Genomic DNA, 16,161 nt, shown 5'->3' with positions numbered 1-16,161 from the left:
TTGCGGTCAGTGGGTGCCGCCGTGCCCTTCGGCGTCGGCGCGGGGCGAGACGACCCGGGCGGCCGGGTCCTCGACGCCGGGCTCGCCGCCGTCGGGGGCCACCATCCCGTCGTAGTTGTAGAGCGGCTGGCCGTCGTCGTGCTGCTTCGTGGTCTTGATGTAGCGGTGCATCATGCCGTCGATCTCCAGCTCGACGAGCGCGTCGCCGCCGGTGTCGTGAGTGCTGCCGTCGCGGGGGCCGCCAATCAGGTGGGCCGTGGTGTTCGTGTCCATGAACAAGCCCTACCCGCGAGCCGTCGGGCGGAAACGGATGAAATGTCGGCGGGCGGTGCCGTGCCCGGCGTGCGGGCACGGCACCGCCCGGAGATCAGGCGGCGGGCTGGGCCGCCGCGTAGTCGCGGGCCACCCGGACCATTTCCACCAGTCCGCCGGCGTACTCCTGGGATTCGCCGTGTGCCTCGTCGAACGGCGGCTGGAAGCCGACGCCCTCCCACTGGTTGGTCGCCGGGTTCCACCGGTCGTTGCCGACCTCGAAGTCCCAGGCGAAGATGCCCAACTCGTAGTAGAGCTGGTCCGCCGAGTTGCCGGCGGCGGAGTAGAGCACGTCGGCGACCGGCCCGGTCTGCGACGGCCAGGTGACGGTGCCCCGTTCCTGCGCGATGGCGCCGACGATCCGCCGGGCGCTGTTGAGGAACAGCGTCGACTCGTCGATCGACGGTCGCGGCAGGGTGACCCGGCCGTCGGCCCGGTACGCCCCCGGCGGCCACATGAAGTACCCGCCATAGGAGTGCACGTTCATCGCGAACTTGATGTTCGAGTGGGCCTTGGCGAGCGCGATCACGTTGCTGCTCTCCGCCTCGGACAGCTCGGCGGTGCCCGCGTAGGTGCCGGAGAGGCAGTTGGCGCTGGCGCCCACGTAGCCGTCGAAGTACGACCCGACGGTGTAGTTGCGGTTGAGGTCGACGCCCCACGAGGTGCGGTACTTCGGGTCGCGGGCCGCCCCGGTGCAGTGGTTGACCAGGTTCTTGCGCTGCATGTTGAAGTCGTTGAACGAATAGTTCGCGCCGTCGGGGTTGACCGTCGGAATGACGAAGATGTCGACCTGCTCCAGCAGCTCGCGGGTGGCCGGGTCGGTCCGGGCGTTGGCCAGCATCCGCTCGGCGAACTCCAGCGTCACCAGCGGCGTGGCCCACTCCCGGGCGTGTTCCTGGGAGTAGGCGAGCACGCCGACCCGGGAGCCGTCACGGTGTACGCCGAGGCGCAGCGCCTGCACCGTCCACGGCCGTGCCGGCACCTCGGTGCCCTGCAACCCGTCGTCGAGCCGCGCCGGACCGGCGACCGGCATGGGCAGCCCGGTCGAGCCGTCCTCGACGGTGGCCCGGAAGCGGTTCGGTTGGCGGGCGTTGATCGCCGCGGCGACCTCGTCGGTGGTGCTCACCGTCTTGCCGGCGGTGTCGGTGGCCAACGACACGGTCAGCACGCGATCGCGGTAACGGACGGTCAGCGGTCGGTTGCGCCGGCCCGGGTCGACTGTCCGCACCTGCACGCCGTTCATGCCCTGGTCGCCGAAGCGGACCGACTCGACCACCACGGCCGCCACGGCCGGGTCACCCAGGTACGCGACGGCGTTGCGCCGGTATCCCTGGGTCTTGTTCGGCAGGTCGATGACGTCCACCAGATCCCGGTACTGGCGGGCCAGCCGCTTGATCCGAGCCTGGATGTCGGTCGGCGTCAGGTACGCGTCGATGAAGTCCTTCTGGTAACCGGCCGGCAGGGGCGGCGGGGTGGCGTTGGGCCAGAACGTCGGCGTGATCACGCGGCTGGCCCCGCCGAGGCTGGAGGTGGCGGTCAACTGGACCGGCCGGTTCGGCACCGGCTGGGGAAGGTTGTAGTGGTACTGGTATTCGCCGGAGTCCTCGAACCGGTACAGCGGGAACGACCCGGTGGCGCCGTCCGCCGTCCGCCAACTGACGGTGATCTCCACGTCCGGGTCGTCGGTGGCGGTGGTGGCCACCTGGGCCTGGAGGAACGTCTGGCCGCTCGTGGTCCACCAGTACGCCTGCTGCACCTGGAGGGTGTCCACGGCCGCGGCGGCGGTGGTCCGCTGGCCGGCGGCCGGAGCGCGCAGCCCGGCGGCGGTGCGGGCCTGCGCCGCGCGAACGCTCTCGGCATGGTGCCGGCTGCCGTCCCCGGCACGCTGCACGACCTGTACGGCCTTCGCGCCCTGGGCGGTCAGCTCGGCGAGCTGCGTGCCGCTGAGCACGAGGTCGGCGAGGATCCGCCCGTCCCGCGCCCGGGGCCGGTTGGCGAGGTCCGCGCCGGTGGCGACGAGTCGGTCGAGCTGTGCCTGGTCACGTAGCTGCACTCGGACCAGGGCGGTCTCGGTGGCGCTCAGGGTGATCGGTGGTGCGGGATCGGCGGGTGCCGCGGTTCCCGGAGCGGGGTGGGACAGCACTGCGCTGAACAGGATCGCTGTGGTGGCGGCAGCTGTCCACCGTCGTCGGACGATCATGTGCCCTCCTGACGGACATCGATGTACCTGGCCCTTACACCAGTGCATAGATCGACACCTGTCAAGGTGATGCGGCATCGGTTGTAGCCTCCGGACGTCGTTCGGCGTTGATCGGGTGACACGTCCGCGAGTTCCGGAGCAACCCGGCGTGCCGGACCCCGCGTGACTACCTCGAAACGGGGATCGGAGGCCTGAATGAGCGATCGCGACAAGGCGTTCGCCGAGTACTTCGCGGCACGTTCCGGTGCCATGCGCGGCACCGCGTACCTGCTGTGCGGCGACTGGCACCGCGCCGAAGACCTGGTCCAGACCGCGTTCGTCAAGCTCTACCGGGTCTGGAACCGGATCTCCCGGCACGAGGTGCTCGACAGCTACGTGCGCCAGATCCTGATCCGGACATTCCTCGACGAGCGCCGTCGCGGCTGGTGGCGGCGTGAACGGGTGGGTGGCGAGAACACCGACCAGGTGGCCCCGCCCGACTCGGCGGAGAGCCGACTGGTGCTGCTCCAGGCGCTGGCCCGCGTGGCACCGCGCCAGCGGGCCGTGCTGGTTCTGCGCTACTGGGAGGACCTGTCCGTCGAGGATGTCGCGGCGCTGCTGGAGTGTTCTCCAGGGACGGTGAAGAGCCAGGCGGCACGCGGGCTCGACACGTTGCGCGGCCTCCTGGCACCCACGTACAGCGGGATCGAGATGGGGGAGCGATGAACGAGGAAGAGTTGCGCGAGGGCCTGCGCAGCGAGATGGCGGGCGTTACCCCGCCACCACCATTGAGTACGGGAGCAGCGCTCGGCGCGGCCCGGCGGACGCAGTTCCGCCGCCGAGCGGTGTGGGCGTCCCTCGGATCGGCGGCTGTCGTGCTGGCGGTCGCCGGCTTCGCGGCCGTCACCACTCCGGACGGCCGCCTCTACCAGCCGGCGGGCAACGGGCCACTGGCATCTCCGGACGCGTCGGGGGACACCAAGCAGGCGTGGCCGACCGGGCCCGACGGTCGACCGCAGGAGGACCGGACCGCGCGAGCCGGATCCAAGTACGAGCAGGGAATCCACCTGCTCAGGGAGGCTGTCTCGATCGTGCCCGCCGGCTTCACCGCACCGGAGGATCCACCGGGCCAGTCCGATCCGACTCTGCGGACCCAGCAGGCGCAGTTCGAGGCCGAGGTGGACGGCATCGACGTGTGGAGTTACCTGACCTCGGTGGCCGTGGCCCAGGGCAAGGGCACCGGGCGCGTGATCGTCGAGGTGCACGACGCCCCCAACCCGCTGCCGGCCGAGCCGTGCGACCTGGCCCAGAAGTTCTGGGGCATGAGGGGCGAGTGCCAGGTCGAGACCGTCGGTGCGACGCGGGTCGGCGTGGTGGTCCGGCCGAGCGACGACGATCGGCTGGACCAGTGGTCGGCGTACCGGCACCCGGACGGCGTGGTGGTCTTCGTGGCGCAGAGCGTGCGGCTGGACGAGAGCCGGCCGGCATTGACGAAGCTGCCGTTCTCCGTGCCGCAGTTGGCGGCTCTCGCGGTCGACGAACGGTTCCACCTGAAGTGACACGGCGACTCGGCCTCGCCGAGTGGGTCCAGGTGCCGCCACCGTGCGGTCCACCTGGGCCTTGCTGTGCGTCAGAGCCCGCCGCGTGGATCATCAGGTGTAAGGCGGTTGTAGCGTCAGCGCCCATGAGCTGGCTGCCCGACGATTTCGTCCACCCCGTCCACGTGCCCGTGCCCGGCACCACGCTTCACCTGCGGCCGATCCGGGAGGCGGACACGGCGCTCGACTACCCCGCGGTGATGGGCTCCCGGGAGCGCCTGTGGGAGATCTTCGGTCCGGCCTGGGCGTGGCCGAACGAGAAGATGACCTACGAAGAGGACCGCATCGACCTGCTGCGACACGAGGTCGAGATAGCCGCGCACCAGTCGTTCAACTACGCGCTGCTGGACGCGGACGAGACGGCGATCCTGGGCTGCGTCTACGTCGATCCGCCCGAGCGCACCGGCTCGGACGGCGAGGTTTCCTGGTGGGTGGTGGACGACCTCGTCGGCGGCGAGGCGGAGCGCGCACTCGACGCGCTGGTGCCGCAGTGGATCGCCGCGGACTGGCCCTTCCGGCAGCCCCGTTACCTGGGCCGCGACATCGCCTGGCAGGACTGGCTCGCGTTGCCGCGCGCCTCGTGACGCGTACGGGGTGATCCGGGGCGCGCCGGCCTCACCGGCGCGCCGTGAGGGGCACGAGGACGGCGACGGCGACGCCAAGCGTGCTGGCGCCGACGGCCCACCACCAGAAGAACCCCGAGAAGACCGAGGCGATCAGGAGTCCCACGCCGAGGCCGGCCAGCAGGCCGAGTGCGAACAGGGCCCGTGGGGGCAGGGCGAGGTGCGGCAGGCGTCGTATCACGAGCACCTCCAGCCAGGTGCCGCCCACCGTCAGCAGCGCCGCGCCGACCACGTCCACGGCCGTCAGTCCGTGACCTTCGCTGAGGGCGATGAGGACCCTGCCCTCGTCGCCCGCCGGGACGAAGAGGACGAGCACGCCGGCGACGACGAGCAGAGCGGCAAGAACGACCTGCCTGCGCGGAGCGCCCTCACCCTTGTGCGACATCGCCACAGTCTCGGCCATCCGCCACCGGTCGCGCAGGAGCCGTATCGGCGGACATCGAACGCCGGGGGTACGGGCTGGTGAGCGGTGAGGTGGGCTGGCGCCCTGTTCAGCAGTCGAAGACCGACCAGCAGATGTCGTTGCGCAGCCGCTGGTCGTCGAGCACCAGCTCGCGGATCGCCTCCGGGAGCTGTGCACGCTGCCACCGGCACTCGAGTCGCCCCGCGGCATCGCTGTCGCCGGCCGGCGCGGCGGCACGTGCGGCTTTGATCGCATAGGCGGCCGCACCCAGTTCGTGCGCGGCGACGTGTGCGACGACCCCCGCCTGGCCGGCGGCGTACGCGGCGTGCCGTGCCGCCCCGCGCAGGTCCCTGGCCGCGCCCATGGCGTGCCCGCCCGCCGAGCGGGCCTGCGTCATCGTGACCTCACCCCGCACCCAGGCGCGGGCGTGCTCGATCGCTTCCCGCGGTCGAGGGTCGTCCGACCGAACCGACTCGAACAGGTGCAGGACGTGCTCCGCGCAGGACGCGGCCCACAGGGCGAGGAGGTGGTGATCCGGATCGGTGAGGCTCCCACCGCGGCGAAGCGTGATGAAGCGCCGGTCCCGCACCTTCGGGAGGATCATGGCTGGACATCCTCCAGGTCGAGCCGGTGTCCCCGGGGGACAGCCTCTGGCCTGGGCCGGAGGGCTGGTGGAGCGGGCGACGGGAATCGAACCCGCGTAGTCAGTTTGGAAGACTGAAGCTCTACCATTGAGCTACGCCCGCGTGCACCCACCTGAGCGGGTCGCGCCGACAGCGTACCCAATGGCTGCGCCCGGCGCGTAGCCACGCCACCGCCTGACGGCGCCGCGTCGTCCCGGCCCCGCGTGGCAGCCCCGAAGATCCGCACAACATCAGGGATGTTGTGGTCTCCGCACGCCCTGAGGCCACTACAACCCGGAAGTTGTGCGGATCTTGGGCGACGGCCGGGCGGCGGGCACCTCCGTGCTCGGCAGAGTGGGCGATTCGGCGGGTTTGGGGGATGTGTCCGGGTGGGGGATGCCCCGGCACCGCCTGAGGCGCGGCGACGGCATAGACTGCTCGTCGCCACGGGGTGTGGCGCAGCTTGGTAGCGCACTCGCTTTGGGAGCGAGGGGCCGTGGGTTCAAATCCCGCCACCCCGACTGTCGTCCGCGGCCGGGCCGCCCCGGGTGCCGCCCAGCGCGGTCCCCGGGCGATGCCGGAGCGTCAGGCCGGCTCGCCTACACTCGATGGGCTGAATCACGCCCAGACTCAACTGAGATCCGTCAAGGAGTACGCCTGTGAAGAGCACCGTCGAGACTCTGAGCCCGACGCGCGTGCGGCTCGCCATCGAGGTGCCGTTCGTCGAGCTCGAGCCGAGCCTCAAGAAGGCGTACCGGGAGATCGGTTCGCAGGTCCAGGTCCCGGGCTTCCGCCGGGGCAAGGTGCCGACCGCGGTGATCGACCAGCGGGTGGGCCGGGGCACCGTCCTCAACGAGGCGGTCCAGGAGGCCATCCCGGAGAACATCCTCGCCGCCGTGCGTGAGCACGACCTGAAGACGCTGGGGCGCCCCGAGGTCGAGATCACCGAGTTCAACGACGGTGACTCGCTGAACTTCACCGCCGAGGTCGACGTCCGGCCCGAGATCACCATCCCGGACACGAGCACCATCGAGGTGACCGTCGACGAGCTGCAGATCGACGACAGCGAGATCGACGAGCAGGTGAAGAACCTGCGGGAGCGCTTCGCGACCCTCAAGACCGTCGAGCGGGCCGCCGCCGAGGGTGACTTCGTCCAGATCGACCTGAACGCCACCGTCGACGGCGAGGACGTGCCGGGCGGCCAGGCGAGCAACATCTCCCACGAGGTGGGCAGCAAGCAGCTCCTGCCGGGCCTGGACGAGGCAGTGGTCGGCCTCTCCGCCGGCGAGGAAACCACCTTCACCACTCAGCTGGTCGGCGGCGACTTCGCCGGTCGCGACGCCGACGTGGCGGTGACCGTTCGCACGGTCAAGGAGAAGGAGCTGCCCGAGCTGAACGACGAGTTCGCCCAGATGGCGAGCGAGTTCGACACCATCGAGGAGCTGCGCGGCGACCTGCGGGCGCGGGTCACCCAGGGCAAGCAGGTCGAGCAGATCTACGCCGCTCGGGACAAGGCCCTGGCGCAGCTCGTCGAGGCCGCCGAGATCCCGGCCCCGGAGGGTGTCGTCCGCGAGGAGGTCGAGAGCCGCAAGCAGGCGATGGTCGACCAGCTCGAGCGGATCGGCGCCTCCATGGAGGAATACCTCGCGGCCGAGGACAAGACCGAGGAGCAGATCGACGCCGAGCTGACCGAGGCGGCGACCGAGGGCGTCAAGGTCCAGCTCCTGCTGGACACGCTGGCCGACGCCGAGGACGTCCAGGTCTCCGACGACGAGTTCGGTCACGAGATCGTGCACCGGGCGCAGCGCGCCGGGATGGCTCCCCAGCAGTACTACGACCAGCTGGTGCGCTCCGGCGCTGCCGCTGCGGTCTTCGGCGACGTGCGGCGGGGCAAGGCGCTCGCCGCTGTCATGGAGCGCATCACGATCAAGGACGAGGCCGGCAACCCCGTCAGCCTCGACGCGCTGCGCGCCGCCAACGAGGCCGAGCACAACCACTGATCGTCGGGTGCGGCCGCCGTCCGCCGCTGCGCGGTGGATGGCGGCCGTTTCCCTTTCCGGGGTACGGCCCGGAAGCCCGCGCCGCGGGTACGCCCGACACAGCTGCGCTGAGAGCGAACAGTGCCCCGACCGGGACTCTGCCGCCCCGCACAGCGGTTAGTGTCGGGAAAGACGGTACGGAGAGCGAAGGGCTGCCATGACCGACATGCACATCCCCAAGAAGTCGCTCCGGGCGATTGAAGCGCGCGGTGGCGACTCCATTGGCAACCTCGACGACTCGGTCTACAACCGGTTGCTCAAGGAGCGCATCATCTTCCTGGGCAGTGAGGTGACCGACCAGGTCGCCAACCGCATCTGCGCGCAGCTGCTGCTGCTCGCCGCGGAGGACCCGGACCGCGACATCAACCTGTGGATCAACTCGCCGGGTGGCTCGGTCTACTCCGGCATGGCGATCTACGACACCATGCAGTTCATCGACAACGACGTGTCGACCGTGGCGATGGGCATGGCTGCCTCGATGGGTCAGCTGCTGCTCTGCGCGGGCACCAAGGGCAAGCGCTACGCCCTGCCCCACGCCCGGATCATGATGCACCAGCCGTCCGGTGGCCTGGGCGGCACGGCGTCCGACATCGCCATCCAGGCGGAGCAGATGCTCTACACGAAGCGGATGTTCCAGGAGCGGGTCGCGCACCACACCGGCCAAGACCAGTCGCAGATCGAGGCGGACTCGGACCGGGACCGTTGGTTCACCGCCCAGGAGGCCATGGACTACGGCTTCATCGACAAGGTGATCATCGGGGCCGCACAGGTTCCGGATGGCGCCGGGACCCTGAGCTGAGGAGCTGACGATGACCGATCTGAGCCTGCCGCCCCAGTTCGCGGCCGTGCACAACCGCTACGTGCTGCCGTCGTTCGTCGAGCGCACGTCGTACGGGGTCAAGGAGTCGAACCCGTACAACAAGCTCTTCGAGGACCGGATCATCTTCCTCGGCGTCCAGGTGGACGACGCGTCGGCCAACGACGTGATGGCCCAGCTGCTGACGCTCGAGGGCACCGATCCGGACCGCGACATCATCATGTACATCAACTCGCCGGGTGGCTCGTTCACCGCGATGACGGCGATCTACGACACCATGCAGTACGTCCGTCCGGACATCCAGACGGTCTGCCTCGGCCAGGCCGCCAGCGCGGCTGCGGTGCTGCTGTCCGCGGGCACCGCCGGTAAGCGGATGGCTCTTCCGAACTCGCGGATCATCATCCACCAGCCGGCCACCGAGGGCGGCTACGGGCAGGGCTCGGACATCGAGATCCAGGCCCGGGAGATCCTGCGGATGCGTACGCAGCTGGAGGACATGCTGTCCCGCCACTGCAACCGCCCGATCGAGCAGGTTCGCAAGGACATCGACCGTGACAAGATCATGACGGCCGAGGAGTCCAAGGAGTACGGGCTGGTCGACACGATCCTGACCAGCCGCAAGAAGGGCTTGCTGGCCGCCCAGGCCGCTAGCTGAGCAGTACCGGGTCAGAGGTTGGCCGGGGCTTTCGTTCCCGGCCGACCTCTGACACACCCGTTTTGGGGGTCGGAGAATGCCCCGCCAGCGGGTAACGTCGGGTCCGTACCGCTTCGCCGGTCGACCGGCGGGGCGAACCAAGCCGGACGGCGCGCAGCGTCCGCAGGTCAGGGCCGGGTCTCCGGCCGATGAGTGCAGGGAGAACGTAGGTGGCACGGATCGGTGACGGCGGCGACCTACTGAAATGCTCCTTCTGCGGCAAGTCGCAGAAGCAGGTCAAGAAGCTCATCGCGGGCCCAGGGGTCTACATCTGCGACGAGTGCATCGATCTCTGTAACGAGATCATCGAAGAGGAGCTGGCCGAGTCCGGCGAGGTGAAGTGGGAAGAGCTTCCCAAGCCGATGGAGATCTGCCAGTTCCTCGACAACTACGTCGTGGGGCAGGATCAGGCCAAGAAGGCGCTCGCGGTCGCGGTCTACAACCACTACAAGCGGATCCAGGCCGAGGCGGCCAACGCGCCAGGCTCCGGCAATGATGCCGTCGAGCTGGCGAAGTCCAACATCCTGCTGCTCGGTCCGACGGGGTGCGGCAAGACCCACCTGGCGCAGACCCTCGCCCGGATGTTGAACGTCCCGTTCGCCATCGCCGACGCCACGGCGCTGACCGAGGCGGGTTACGTCGGCGAGGACGTGGAAAACATCCTCCTCAAGCTGATCCAGGCCGCGGACTACGACATCAAGCGCGCCGAGACCGGCATCATCTACATCGACGAGGTCGACAAGATCGCCCGCAAGTCGGAGAATCCGTCGATCACGCGCGACGTCTCCGGCGAGGGCGTGCAGCAGGCTCTGCTCAAGATGCTCGAGGGCACGGTGGCGAACGTCCCGCCGCAGGGTGGTCGTAAGCACCCGCACCAGGAGTTCATCCAGATCGACACCACCAACGTGCTGTTCATCTGCGGCGGTGCGTTCGCCGGCCTGGATCAGATCATCGAGTCCCGCACCGGGCAGGGCGGCACCGGCTTCGGTGCCCGGCTCCGGTCGGTGTCCGATCGGTCGACCGACGACATCTTCAGCCAGGTCATGCCGGAAGACATGCTCAAGTTCGGGTTGATTCCCGAGTTCGTGGGCCGGCTGCCGGTGATCACCAACGTGCGCAGCCTTGACCGCAGCGCCCTGGTTCGCATCCTCACCGAGCCGCGCAACGCGCTGGTCCGGCAATACCAGCGCCTGTTCGAGCTGGACGGGGTCGAGCTGGAGTTCGACGAGCCGGCACTGGAGGCGATCGCCGATCAGGCGATGCTGCGGGGCACTGGTGCCCGTGGTCTGCGCGCCATCATCGAGGAGGTTCTGCTCTCCGCGATGTTCGAGGTGCCCAGCAACCCCGACGCCGCCCGGGTGTTGATCACCCGCGAGGTGGTCCTGGAAAACGTCAACCCGACGATCGTTCCGCGCGAGTTCACCGGGCGCCGTGCCCGGCGGGACCGCGAGGAGAAGTCGGCCTGATCCTCCCCGTGTCACGCCGGCCGCTCGATCCTGACGCGGCCGGCGTGATCGCGTTTGGCGGTCCCATTCGCCCGACCGGGGGGCCGCCACCATCATCAGCCGGGCCGCTTCGCCGCTGTCGTCACGCTGACCGCGGCTGGGTCCGACGGGAAGCGTTCCGTCGTGCCGACTCGATCGCCCTGTCCACGGTGTCGCGGCTCCCCAGCGTCCCGCTGCCGGTCGTACAGGTGCTGTCGGTGCCCTGGCCCCCGACCGCCGCTGACGCTGTCCACGCCGGCACCTCCCGCCGTACCCTGTGGTCATGCGTGTCGCCGTCTGCCAGCTGAACGCCCGGGACGACCGCAAGGCCAACCTGGCCGCCGCCGAGGTCCTGCTGGAACGCGCCGCCACCGGCGGCGCGGACCTTGCCGTCCTTCCGGAGTACGTCGACTACCTCGGCCCCGCCGCCGGACTGCCGGAGCCGGAGCCGGTGGACGGGGAGGTCGGCAGCTTCTTCGCCGGGATCGCCCGACGGCTCGGCATCTGGGTGGTGGCCGGCTCCTTCCACGAGGCCGGCCCGGACCCGGAGCACACCTGGAACACGTCGCTGGTCTTCGACCGCACCGGCGCCCTGGCAGCGAGCTACCGCAAAATCCATCTGTACGACGTGGAGATCCCCGGTCGGGTCTCCTACCGGGAGTCCGCGAGCGTGGCGCCGGGTGTGCAACCGGTGGTGGTGGACGTCGAGGGCCTGCGGGTCGGCCTGTCGATCTGCTACGACCTGCGTTTCCCGGAGCTTTACCGGCTGCTCGCCATCGATGGCGGCGCACAACTGCTGGTGGTCCCTGCAGCGTTCATGATGCACACCGGACGGGACCACTGGGAGGTCCTGCTGCGGGCCCGGGCAATCGAGAACCAGTGCTTCGTGGCGGCGGCTGGCCAGACCGGCGACCACGAGCCAGGTCGCACCTGCTTTGGGCGCAGCATGGTGGTCGACCCGTGGGGGACGGTCCTCGCCCAGGCGCCGGACGGCCCGGGTGTGTCCGTCGTCGACCTGGACCTCGACCGCCTTGCCGCGATCCGGGCCGAGCTGCCCAGCCTGGCCAACCGCCGGCTCTGACACCAGGGCCTGGCAGTCTCAGCCTTCCAGCAGAACGCCGATCACCGCGAACCCGGCGATGGCCGCGGCGGTGACCAGCAGCGCGGTGGTCATCCGGGATTTGCCCCGTCGGGCCAGCCGTCCCACCGAGAGCACCAGGACGACCAGCACGACCGCACCGATCACCACCTGCCAGAACGGCAGGAGGAGGCCCAGTAGTGCCTCCTCGGCGAACACCCTGGTGCCCAGCCCGGACTCATCCATGTCTGACACTCTGGCACGTCGGGACAGCCCGCGTCCCGAGCCTGCGCCGGGTGCCGCCGCGCCCCGGTCGGTCGAACCAGTGATGAACCCTGATTTGCCTTCTCCGGGCCGTCCGCGTAACTTTCTCTCTGCACGGGGAACGCCGGACAAACCGGCGGAGAACGGGCACCGGGCTCGTGGCGGGAACGCCGAGCGAGACCGAGGATCGGGCGGTGCGGAACACTCCGGATACGGGGTTGCGAACGCGAAGCCGACCGGGTAGAGTTTTGGAGCCGGCAGGAGCCGGGCGGAGAGCCGCGAAGCGGCGATCGGCCGGTCTGCGGCTTCCCACGACAGTAACGACCGCCGGTCACGGCGTGCGTCATCGTGGATCCGGACGAACCAAGTTGATCGCCTCGGATACGAGGTTGACAACGAAAGTTTGACCAAGTAAGTTTGAGCGGTTGCCCCGAAACGGGGTTCCACTGAGGTGGGGCTTCTGGTCGGTGTGTGGTTGTTCTTTGAGAACTCAACAGGGTGCTTGTAAAGCCAGTGCCAATTATGATTTATACCCCGGACTGGTCAGTTTTTGCTGGCTGGTTGGGATTCCTTTGGCAACATTTGTTTGTTGTCAGGATGCTGTTCAACTAATTTTTTGTTGGAGAGTTTGATCCTGGCTCAGGACGAACGCTGGCGGCGTGCTTAACACATGCAAGTCGAGCGGAAAGGCCCTTCGGGGTACTCGAGCGGCGAACGGGTGAGTAACACGTGAGCAACCTGCCCCAAGCTTTGGGATAACCCTCGGAAACGGGGGCTAATACCGAATAGGACTTCCGGCCGCATGGCTGGGGGTGGAAAGTTTTTCGGCTTGGGATGGGCTCGCGGCCTATCAGCTTGTTGGTGGGGTGATGGCCTACCAAGGCGACGACGGGTAGCCGGCCTGAGAGGGCGACCGGCCACACTGGGACTGAGACACGGCCCAGACTCCTACGGGAGGCAGCAGTGGGGAATATTGCACAATGGGCGGAAGCCTGATGCAGCGACGCCGCGTGAGGGATGACGGCCTTCGGGTTGTAAACCTCTTTCAGCAGGGACGAAGCGAGAGTGACGGTACCTGCAGAAGAAGCACCGGCCAACTACGTGCCAGCAGCCGCGGTAAGACGTAGGGTGCGAGCGTTGTCCGGATTTATTGGGCGTAAAGAGCTCGTAGGCGGCTTGTCGCGTCGACCGTGAAAACTTGGGGCTCAACTCCAAGCCTGCGGTCGATACGGGCAGGCTAGAGTTCGGTAGGGGAGACTGGAATTCCTGGTGTAGCGGTGAAATGCGCAGATATCAGGAGGAACACCGGTGGCGAAGGCGGGTCTCTGGGCCGATACTGACGCTGAGGAGCGAAAGCGTGGGGAGCGAACAGGATTAGATACCCTGGTAGTCCACGCTGTAAACGTTGGGCGCTAGGTGTGGGGGACCTCTCCGGTTTCCTGTGCCGCAGCTAACGCATTAAGCGCCCCGCCTGGGGAGTACGGCCGCAAGGCTAAAACTCAAAGGAATTGACGGGGGCCCGCACAAGCGGCGGAGCATGCGGATTAATTCGATGCAACGCGAAGAACCTTACCTGGGTTTGACATGGCCGCAAAACTCACAGAGATGTGAGGTCCTTCGGGGGCGGTCACAGGTGGTGCATGGCTGTCGTCAGCTCGTGTCGTGAGATGTTGGGTTAAGTCCCGCAACGAGCGCAACCCTCGTTCGATGTTGCCAGCGCGTTATGGCGGGGACTCATCGAAGACTGCCGGGGTCAACTCGGAGGAAGGTGGGGATGACGTCAAGTCATCATGCCCCTTATGTCCAGGGCTTCACGCATGCTACAATGGCCGGTACAATGGGCTGCGATACCGCGAGGTGGAGCGAATCCCAAAAAGCCGGTCTCAGTTCGGATCGGGGTCTGCAACTCGACCCCGTGAAGTCGGAGTCGCTAGTAATCGCAGATCAGCAACGCTGCGGTGAATACGTTCCCGGGCCTTGTACACACCGCCCGTCACGTCACGAAAGTCGGCAACACCCGAAGCCGGTGGCCCAACCCCTTGTGGGAGGGAGCCGTCGAAGGTGGGGCTGGCGATTGGGACGAAGTCGTAACAAGGTAGCCGTACCGGAAGGTGCGGCTGGATCACCTCCTTTCTAAGGAGCACCTTCCGACGAAAGTCGGTAAGGAGCCCGCACTGCCCGACTGTGGTGGTGGGGTGCTCAGATGGCGGAGACACTGGCAAGTTTTTCCTCGGCAACGGCCGGGTTCCTTCTAGTACAGCTGCTTTCGGGTGGTGGGAACGAAGTCCCTGGTGCGGCTGAGAAGAAATGTGAGCACCCTGTTGGGTCCTGAAGGAACAACCATCGGTTGTTGTTTCAGAGACTTGGCCAGCCCTCCGGTGTGGGGGCTGGGAGTCTGCCAGGCATGGCCTGGCCCCACATACCGCTGGTCCTGAAGGGCTGGGTTTGGTGTGGGGCGGATCGGGTTGTGGGTTGGTCGTTTGTTGAGAATTGCACAGTGGACGCGAGCATCTTTGTGGTCAAGTTGTCAAGGGCGAACGGTGAATGCCTTGGCACCAGGAGCCGATGAAGGACGTGGGAGGCCGCGATAGGCCTGGGGGAGCTGTCAACCAAGCTGTGATCCCAGGGTGTCCGAATGGGGAAACCTGGCACCAGTCATGTGGTGTCACCCACACCTGAACACATAGGGTGTGTGGAGGGAACGCGGGGAAGTGAAACATCTCAGTACCCGTAGGAAGAGAAAACAATTTAGTGATTCCGTGAGTAGTGGCGAGCGAAAGCGGATCGAGGCTAAACCGGCTGCGTGTGATACCTGTCAGGGGTTGCGTGGTCGGGGTTGTGGGACCCTGCTGAACAAGCTGACACTTGTTCGAGAAGTTACAAAGTTAGTGGCTAGTCGAACAGTCTGGAATGGCTGACCGTAGACGGTGAAAGTCCGGTAGGTGAAAGTTGCTGACCTTCTGTGGGTGTTCCCGAGTAGCGGCGGACCCCTGAAATCTGCCGTGAATCTGCCAGGACCACCTGGTAAGCCTAAATACTTCCTGGTGACCGATAGCGGACAAGTACCGTGAGGGAATGGTGAAAAGTACCCCGGGAGGGGAGTGAAATAGTACCTGAAACCGTTCGCCTACAATCCGTCGGAGCCTTGCGGGGTGACGGCGTGCCTTTTGAAGAATGAGCCTGCGAGTTAGTGGCATGTGGCGAGGTTAACCCGTGTGGGGGAGCCGTAGCGAAAGCGAGTCTGAATAGGGCGATTCAGTCGCGTGTCCTAGACCCGAAGCGGAGTGATCTAGCCATGGGCAGGCTGAAGCGCGGGTAAGACCGCGTGGAGGGCCGAACCCACCAATGTTGAAAAATTGGGGGATGACCTGTGGTTAGGGGTGAAAGGCCAATCAAACTCCGTGATAGCTGGTTCTCCCCGAAATGCATTTAGGTGCAGCGTCGCGTGTTTCTTGCCGGAGGTAGAGCACTGGATGGTCTAGGGGGCCCACAAGCTTACCGAAATCAGCCAAACTCCGAATGCCGGTAAGTGAGAGCGCGGCAGTGAGACTGCGGGGGATAAGCTTCGTAGTCGAGAGGGAAACAGCCCAGATCACCAGCTAAGGCCCCTAAGCGTGTGCTAAGTGGAAAAGGATGTGGGGTCGCATAGACAACCAGGAGGTTGGCTTAGAAGCAGCCACCCTTTAAAGAGTGCGTAATAGCTCACTGGTCAAGTGGTTCCGCGCCGACAATGTAGCGGGGCTCAAGCACACCGCCGAAGCTGTGGCATTCACATTTTAACCTCGCTTGGACTTGATTCCTTGTGCAGGTGTGTGGATGGGTAGGGGAGCGTCGTGCCGCGAGTGAAGCAGCGGGGTGACCCAGTTGTGGACGCGGCACGAGTGAGAATGCAGGCATGAGTAGCGAAAGAAGGGTGAGAAACCCTTCCGCCGGATGACCAAGGGTTCCAGGGCCAGGCTAATCCGCCCTGGGTGAGTCGGGACCTAAGGCGAGGCCGAGAGGCCGTAGTCGATGGACAACGGGTTGATATTCCCGTACCCGCGAAAG

The 16,161-nt window shown here is 67.0% G+C and carries 13 protein-coding genes, 2 tRNA genes and 2 rRNA genes; 11 read left to right on the top strand and 6 right to left on the bottom strand.

Going from position 1 to position 16,161, the window contains the following annotated elements; genetic code table 11:
• Positions 1 to 6: 6 nt before the first annotated feature.
• Together CLT68_RS00090 and CLT68_RS00085 are read right to left on the bottom strand one after the other, a co-directional pair.
• Positions 7 to 273 (bottom strand): hypothetical protein, encoded by a 267-nt coding sequence (locus tag CLT68_RS00090; RefSeq protein ID WP_099847965.1) that lies wholly within the window; start codon positions 271 to 273, stop codon positions 7 to 9.
• Between the two features lie 94 nt (positions 274 to 367).
• Positions 368 to 2,512: a M14 family zinc carboxypeptidase gene (locus CLT68_RS00085; RefSeq protein WP_099847964.1), complete on the bottom strand. Its 2,145-nt coding sequence runs from the start codon at positions 2,510 to 2,512 to the stop codon at positions 368 to 370.
• A gap of 195 nt (positions 2,513 to 2,707) precedes the next feature.
• On the opposite strand from CLT68_RS00085, the gene CLT68_RS00080 reads away from it, so the two are divergent.
• From CLT68_RS00080 to CLT68_RS00070, 3 genes are all read left to right on the top strand, one after another.
• Complete coding sequence (locus CLT68_RS00080) at positions 2,708 to 3,217, top strand: SigE family RNA polymerase sigma factor (RefSeq protein ID WP_099847962.1); 510 nt, start codon at positions 2,708 to 2,710, stop codon at positions 3,215 to 3,217.
• A complete protein-coding gene (locus CLT68_RS00075) occupies positions 3,214 to 4,050 on the top strand; it encodes a hypothetical protein (protein WP_099847960.1) in 837 nt (278 codons plus the stop codon). The genes CLT68_RS00080 and CLT68_RS00075 overlap by 4 nt, the downstream gene beginning before the upstream one ends.
• A gap of 125 nt (positions 4,051 to 4,175) precedes the next feature.
• Complete coding sequence (locus CLT68_RS00070; RefSeq protein ID WP_099847958.1) at positions 4,176 to 4,673, top strand: GNAT family N-acetyltransferase; 498 nt, start codon at positions 4,176 to 4,178, stop codon at positions 4,671 to 4,673.
• Positions 4,674 to 4,704: 31 nt separating this feature from the next.
• Here the strand turns inward: CLT68_RS00070 and CLT68_RS33020 are convergent, their stop codons facing one another.
• The 3 genes from CLT68_RS33020 to CLT68_RS00055 all read right to left on the bottom strand — a co-directional run bounded on the left by CLT68_RS33020 (position 4,705) and on the right by CLT68_RS00055 (position 5,861).
• On the bottom strand, positions 4,705 to 5,115 hold the full coding sequence (locus CLT68_RS33020) for a hypothetical protein (protein ID WP_199176954.1): 411 nt from the start codon (positions 5,113 to 5,115) through the stop codon (positions 4,705 to 4,707).
• Between the two features lie 88 nt (positions 5,116 to 5,203).
• Positions 5,204 to 5,719, bottom strand: a complete 516-nt coding sequence (locus CLT68_RS00060) for a putative immunity protein (RefSeq protein ID WP_099847956.1) — start codon at positions 5,717 to 5,719, stop codon at positions 5,204 to 5,206.
• A 68-nt stretch (positions 5,720 to 5,787) separates the two neighbouring features.
• Positions 5,788 to 5,861, bottom strand: a tRNA-Gly gene (locus tag CLT68_RS00055).
• Positions 5,862 to 6,185: 324 nt separating this feature from the next.
• Here CLT68_RS00055 and CLT68_RS00050 point away from each other — a divergent pair.
• The 6 genes from CLT68_RS00050 (at position 6,186) to CLT68_RS00020 (ending at position 11,853) form a co-directional block, all read left to right on the top strand.
• Positions 6,186 to 6,259: transfer RNA gene (locus CLT68_RS00050), tRNA-Pro, on the top strand.
• Between the two features lie 138 nt (positions 6,260 to 6,397).
• The gene (gene tig, locus CLT68_RS00045) at positions 6,398 to 7,738 is read left to right on the top strand and encodes a trigger factor (RefSeq protein ID WP_099847954.1); all 1,341 of its coding nucleotides are present in this window, start codon (positions 6,398 to 6,400) and stop codon (positions 7,736 to 7,738) included.
• Positions 7,739 to 7,934: 196 nt separating this feature from the next.
• Positions 7,935 to 8,576 carry an ATP-dependent Clp protease proteolytic subunit gene (locus tag CLT68_RS00040; protein ID WP_088949752.1) on the top strand — a complete coding sequence of 214 codons (642 nt, stop codon included), beginning with the start codon at positions 7,935 to 7,937 and terminating at the stop codon, positions 8,574 to 8,576.
• A gap of 10 nt (positions 8,577 to 8,586) precedes the next feature.
• Positions 8,587 to 9,249, top strand: coding sequence for an ATP-dependent Clp protease proteolytic subunit (locus CLT68_RS00035; protein ID WP_088949751.1), 663 nt, complete (start codon positions 8,587 to 8,589; stop codon positions 9,247 to 9,249).
• 209 nt (positions 9,250 to 9,458) lie between these two features.
• Entirely contained in the window at positions 9,459 to 10,754 is a 1,296-nt protein-coding gene (gene clpX, locus CLT68_RS00030; protein ID WP_088949750.1) for an ATP-dependent Clp protease ATP-binding subunit ClpX, read from the top strand.
• Positions 10,755 to 11,055: 301 nt separating this feature from the next.
• Positions 11,056 to 11,853: a carbon-nitrogen hydrolase family protein gene (locus tag CLT68_RS00020; protein WP_099856637.1), complete on the top strand. Its 798-nt coding sequence runs from the start codon at positions 11,056 to 11,058 to the stop codon at positions 11,851 to 11,853.
• A gap of 18 nt (positions 11,854 to 11,871) precedes the next feature.
• Here CLT68_RS00020 and CLT68_RS00015 read toward each other — a convergent pair whose 3' ends face one another.
• Complete coding sequence (locus CLT68_RS00015) at positions 11,872 to 12,096, bottom strand: hypothetical protein (RefSeq protein WP_088949748.1); 225 nt, start codon at positions 12,094 to 12,096, stop codon at positions 11,872 to 11,874.
• Positions 12,097 to 12,730: 634 nt separating this feature from the next.
• Here CLT68_RS00015 and CLT68_RS00010 point away from each other — a divergent pair.
• Positions 12,731 to 14,247, top strand: a 16S ribosomal RNA gene (locus CLT68_RS00010).
• A gap of 384 nt (positions 14,248 to 14,631) precedes the next feature.
• A 23S ribosomal RNA gene (locus CLT68_RS00005) occupies positions 14,632 to 16,161 on the top strand; the annotation flags it as partial.

This window comes from Micromonospora sp. CNZ299, assembly GCF_002754415.1.
This window is presented reverse-complemented; position numbering and strand designations above follow the sequence as displayed.